Origin of the sequence: Nocardioides ginsengisoli (assembly GCF_039537225.1) — a bacterium.
Classification (GTDB): Bacteria; Actinomycetota; Actinomycetes; order Propionibacteriales; family Nocardioidaceae; genus Nocardioides; species Nocardioides ginsengisoli.
Window position 1 is genome coordinate 306,056 of sequence record NZ_BAABAC010000006.1, and the last position, 4,173, is coordinate 310,228.

Genomic DNA, 4,173 nt, shown 5'->3' on the forward strand with positions numbered 1-4,173 from the left:
CGACCGCGGCCGCGTAGAGGCCGCGGTCGGCGCTGAGGCCCGCGCCCGTGAGCAGCGTCGTGCACGCGGTGTGGGTCGCGAGCGGGACCGGCGCGACGTGGCGGCCGACCTCGACGAGCACGCGCGCGAGCGTGATCAGGTCCAGCTCGGTCCAGTCGAAGGCGTCGCCGAGCGTCGCCCACAGCTCGCGGTCGAAGCGGTCGCCGCCGGCCTCGACCTGCTTGAGCCGCTCGTTGGTGGTCTTGTCCTTGAGGATCTGCGCCGTGAGCTCGGCGGCCTCGTCCTGCTCGGGGGTGAAGAGGAAGTCCATGTCCGTGCTCCTCAGGCTCGCTTGGCGGCGGGCAGGCCGAGGCCGACGTACCCGATGATGTCGCGCTGGATCTCGTTGGTGCCGCCGCCGAAGGTCATCACCAGCGACGAGCGGTGGAAGCGCTCGAGACGGCCCGCCAGGACGGCGCCCGGCGAGTCCGCGGTGACGCCGGCGTGCGGGCCGACGACCTCCATCAGCGAGCGGTAGACCTCGGTCGCCAGCTCGGAGCCGTAGATCTTGGTCGCCGACGCCTCGGCGGGCGACAGCGCGACGCCGTGGTCGGCGTCCGCCGCGAGCTTCCAGTTGATGAGCGTGAGCGCCTCGATCCGGGCGTGCGCGCGGCCGAGGGCGATCTGCACCCACTCGGTGTCGATGACCCGCGTGCCATCGGGGTTGCGGGTCGCGGCGGCCCAGTCCTTGACCAGGGTCAGCGAGTGCTGCAGGGGAGCGGCCGACGTCAGCGCGACGCGCTCGTGGTTGAGCTGGTTGGTTATCAGCGCCCAGCCGCCGCCGCGCTCGCTCACCAGGTTGGAGGCGGGGACGCGGACGTCGGAGTAGTACGTCGCCGACGTGCCGACACCGGCGACGGTGTGGACCGGGGTGTACGAGACGCCGGGCGCGTCGGCCGGGACCAGGATCATCGACAGGCCCTTGTGGCGGGGCGCGTCGGGCTCGGTGCGGCAGGCCATCCACAGCCAGTCGGCGTACTGGATGAGCGAGGTCCACATCTTCTGGCCGTTGATGACCCACTCGTCGCCCTCGAGCGTCGCCTTGGTCTTCAGCGAGGCGAGGTCGGTGCCGGAGCCGGGCTCGGAGTAGCCGATCGAGAAGTGCAGCTCGCCGGCGAGGATCTTCGGGAGGAAGTACTCCTTCTGCTCATCGCTGCCGAAGCGCATGATCGTCGGTCCGACGGTGTTGAGCGTCAGGTAGGGGATCGGCACGCCCGCGATGGCGGCGACGTCGGTGAAGATCAGCTGCTCGACCATGGAGCGCGCCTGGCCGCCGTACTCCTTGGGCCAGCCGATGCCCAGCCAGCCGTCCTTGCCGATCTGGCGGATGACGTCCTTGTAGACGCTCGCCTCGCCGAACTCGCCGGTCGCCGAGGCGAGTCCGGCGCGGATCTCGGGGGTCACGAGCTGGGCGAAGTACTCGCGGAGCTCGTCGCGCAGGGCTACCTGCTGGGGCTCCAGGTCGATGTGCATCGGGTCTCCTGTCACGGGGCCGGGGTTGGGCCGGTTGTTGTCAGCCTAACGGCAAAACTGTAACGTGTTCTACATGACCGACACCCGACTTCTCGACCAGGGAACCGCGCCGACCCGTTTCGCGCGCGGGTGGCACTGTCTCGGCCTCGCCGCGGACTTCAGCGACGGCAAGCCCCACGCGATCGAGGGCTTCGGGACCAAGCTGGTCGTGTGGCAGGACAGCAAGGGCGCGCTCAACGTGCTCGACGGCTACTGCCGCCACATGGGCGGCGACCTGACCCAGGGCGAGGTCAAGGGCGACGAGATCGCCTGCCCCTTCCACGACTGGCGCTGGGGCGGCGACGGCAAGTGCAAGGCGATCCCGTACGCGCGGCGCGTCCCGCTCCGGGCGCGGACCCAGCGCTACGAGACGGTCGTCCGCAACGGTCAGCTGATGATCTGGCACGACCCCGAGGGCTCCGCCGCCGACCACGAGATCCTGCCGCCCGAGCTGCCGGACGTGATGAGCGACAAGTACACGCCGTGGTCGTGGCACACGAAGGAGATCAACGGCTCGCACTGCCGTGAGCTGATCGACAACGTCGCCGACATGGCGCACTTCTACTACGTGCACTTCGCCTTCCCGACGAGCTTCCGCAACATCTTCGAGGGCCACACGGCCACCCAGTTCATGGAGTCGAAGGGCCGTCCCGACACCATGGGCGGCGGCTACGGCGACGAGAACTCGACGCTCAAGTCGGTCGCGACCTACTACGGGCCGTCGTACATGATCAACTGGCTCGAGGTCGACTACAAGGGCTTCATCACCGAGGTCATCCTCATCAACTGCCACATCCCGACCGGGCCGAGCTCGTTCCTGCTGCAGTACGGCATCAGCGTGCGCAAGCCCGAGGGCCTCGACGAGAAGACCTGCGCCTACATCGCCGAGCGCTACACCGAGTCGTTCGGCGACGGCTTCCTGCAGGACGTCGCGATCTGGGAGAACAAGGTCGCCGTCCAGAACCCGCTGCTCTGCGAGGAGGACGGCCCCGTCTACCAGCTGCGTCGCTGGTACGAGCAGTTCTACGTCGACGCTGCCGACGTCGCGCCGGAGATGACCGACCGCTTCGAGTTCGAGGTCGACACCACCAAGGCCAACGAGTACTGGCACGCCGAGGTCGCCGAGAACCTGGCCCGCCGCGCGGCAGACGTCTGAGGGACTGGTCCGCCATGGCGTCCTTCGTGCCGACCAGCGAGGAGACCCTCGACGACCGCCGGCACTACACCGAGGACCGGATGGTGGAGGTGTCCTGCCTCGACTGCCTGGCCAAGGTCCGGGTCAAGAAGAACAGCGAGCACCACACCTCGGTCCAGTGGAGTGGACAGAGCTGGACCGATTGTCAAGAGTTCGTGAGACGAGACCAACAGCCCGGAGGGCGGGACATGCACAAGCCCTGCCCCCGGATGATGGCTAGCATCGACGACGCCGTTCGGGCCGGAGCTGTCCCGATCGGCGCGTTCGACGGCTACTGAGCCATCTTTATTCGTAGGGAGATCCGTGGACATCGAGTCCTTCGTGCTGGACGTCGTCGGCGTGGTCGAGGAGACCGCCGACGCCAAGTCGATCAGCTTCGCCGTGCCCGCGGGCGCGGAGGAGAGGTTCGCCTACAAGCCCGGCCAGTTCCTGACCGTCGCCGTGCCGAGCGACCAGACCGGCATCGCCGCGCGCTGCTACTCGCTCTCCAGCAGCCCCCACGACGGCGGCCCGCTCACCGTCACGGTCAAGCGCACCGCCGAGGGCTACGCGTCCAACTGGATCTGCGACAACCTCGCCGTCGGTGACACGCTGCGCGTGCTGCCGCCGTCCGGCATCTTCACCCCGGCCTCCCTCGACGCCGACCTGCTGCTCTTCGCCGGCGGCTCCGGCGTGACGCCGATCATGTCGATCACCCGCACCGCGCTCGACGAGGGCACGGGCAGGATCGTGGTCTTCTACGCCAACCGCGACGAGAGCTCGGTCATCTTCGCCGCCGAGCTCACCCGGCTCGCCGCCGAGAACCCCGACCGGCTGCAGGTCGTCCACTGGCTGGAGTCGGTGCAGGGGCTGCCGACCGAGGCTCAGATGAAGGCGTTCGCGTCGTCGTACCTGGGCTGGGACTCGTTCGTGTGCGGCCCGGCGCCGTTCATGAAGATGGTGACCACGGTGCTCAAGGAGCTCGAGGTCCCGCGCAGCCTGCGCCACCAGGAGAAGTTCGTCTCCCTCGGCGGCAACCCCTTCGGCGACCTCGAGGAGCTGCAGGAGGTCGAGGCCGAGATCGCCCTGGCCGAGTCGGACGACGACGGTCCCGCGGCCGATGTGTTCGCCGACGCGCCGGCCGGGCCGGTCAAGGTCGAGGTCGAGCTCGACGGCGACGAGTACACCTTCGACGACTGGGACCCGCGGACCACGCTGCTGGACTTCCTGGAGAGCAAGGGCGTCAAGGCGCCGTACTCGTGCCGCGAGGGGGAGTGCTCGGCCTGCGCCATCCGGCTGCTCGAGGGTGACGTGAAGATGCTGTTCAACGACGTGCTCGACAAGGACGACCTCGAGGACGGGATCCGCCTCGGCTGCCAGTCGGTGCCGCTGACCGACACGGTCAAGATCACCTACAGCTGAGCGCGCGCCGCCTCGGCTGAGGTGCC

4 protein-coding genes and 1 pseudogene are annotated in these 4,173 nt (G+C 68.8%); 3 read left to right on the forward strand and 2 right to left on the reverse strand.

Going from position 1 to position 4,173, the window contains the following annotated elements:
• Both AB4880_RS05005 and AB4880_RS05010 read right to left on the reverse strand, forming a co-directional pair.
• Nucleotides 1–310: pseudogene (locus tag AB4880_RS05005) on the reverse strand (acyl-CoA dehydrogenase family protein); the annotation flags it as partial.
• A gap of 11 nt (nt 311–321) precedes the next feature.
• Nucleotides 322–1,512, reverse strand: coding sequence for an acyl-CoA dehydrogenase family protein (locus AB4880_RS05010; protein WP_367918103.1), 1,191 nt, complete (start codon nt 1,510–1,512; stop codon nt 322–324).
• A 73-nt stretch (nt 1,513–1,585) separates the two neighbouring features.
• Here AB4880_RS05010 and AB4880_RS05015 point away from each other — a divergent pair, with 73 nt between their 5' ends.
• Genes AB4880_RS05015 through AB4880_RS05025 form a run of 3 tightly spaced genes read left to right on the forward strand, consistent with a single transcriptional unit; the run spans nt 1,586 to nt 4,147 of the window.
• A complete protein-coding gene (locus AB4880_RS05015; protein ID WP_367918104.1) occupies nt 1,586–2,707 on the forward strand; it encodes a 3-ketosteroid-9-alpha-monooxygenase, oxygenase component in 1,122 nt (373 codons plus the stop codon).
• A gap of 14 nt (nt 2,708–2,721) precedes the next feature.
• Nucleotides 2,722–3,024 (forward strand): hypothetical protein, encoded by a 303-nt coding sequence (locus tag AB4880_RS05020; RefSeq protein ID WP_367918105.1) that lies wholly within the window; start codon nt 2,722–2,724, stop codon nt 3,022–3,024.
• Nucleotides 3,025–3,049: 25 nt separating this feature from the next.
• Complete coding sequence (locus AB4880_RS05025) at nt 3,050–4,147, forward strand: 2Fe-2S iron-sulfur cluster-binding protein (protein WP_367918106.1); 1,098 nt, start codon at nt 3,050–3,052, stop codon at nt 4,145–4,147.
• The last annotated feature ends 26 nt before the right edge of the window (nt 4,148–4,173 follow it).

Coding starts and splice junctions, on each gene's coding strand:
- AB4880_RS05010 (WP_367918103.1), bottom strand. CDS start 1,512: ATGCACATCGACCTGGAGCCCCAGCAGGTAGCCCTGCGCGACGAGCTC.
- AB4880_RS05015 (WP_367918104.1), top strand. CDS start 1,586: ATGACCGACACCCGACTTCTCGACCAGGGAACCGCGCCGACCCGTTTC.
- AB4880_RS05020 (WP_367918105.1), top strand. CDS start 2,722: ATGGCGTCCTTCGTGCCGACCAGCGAGGAGACCCTCGACGACCGCCGG.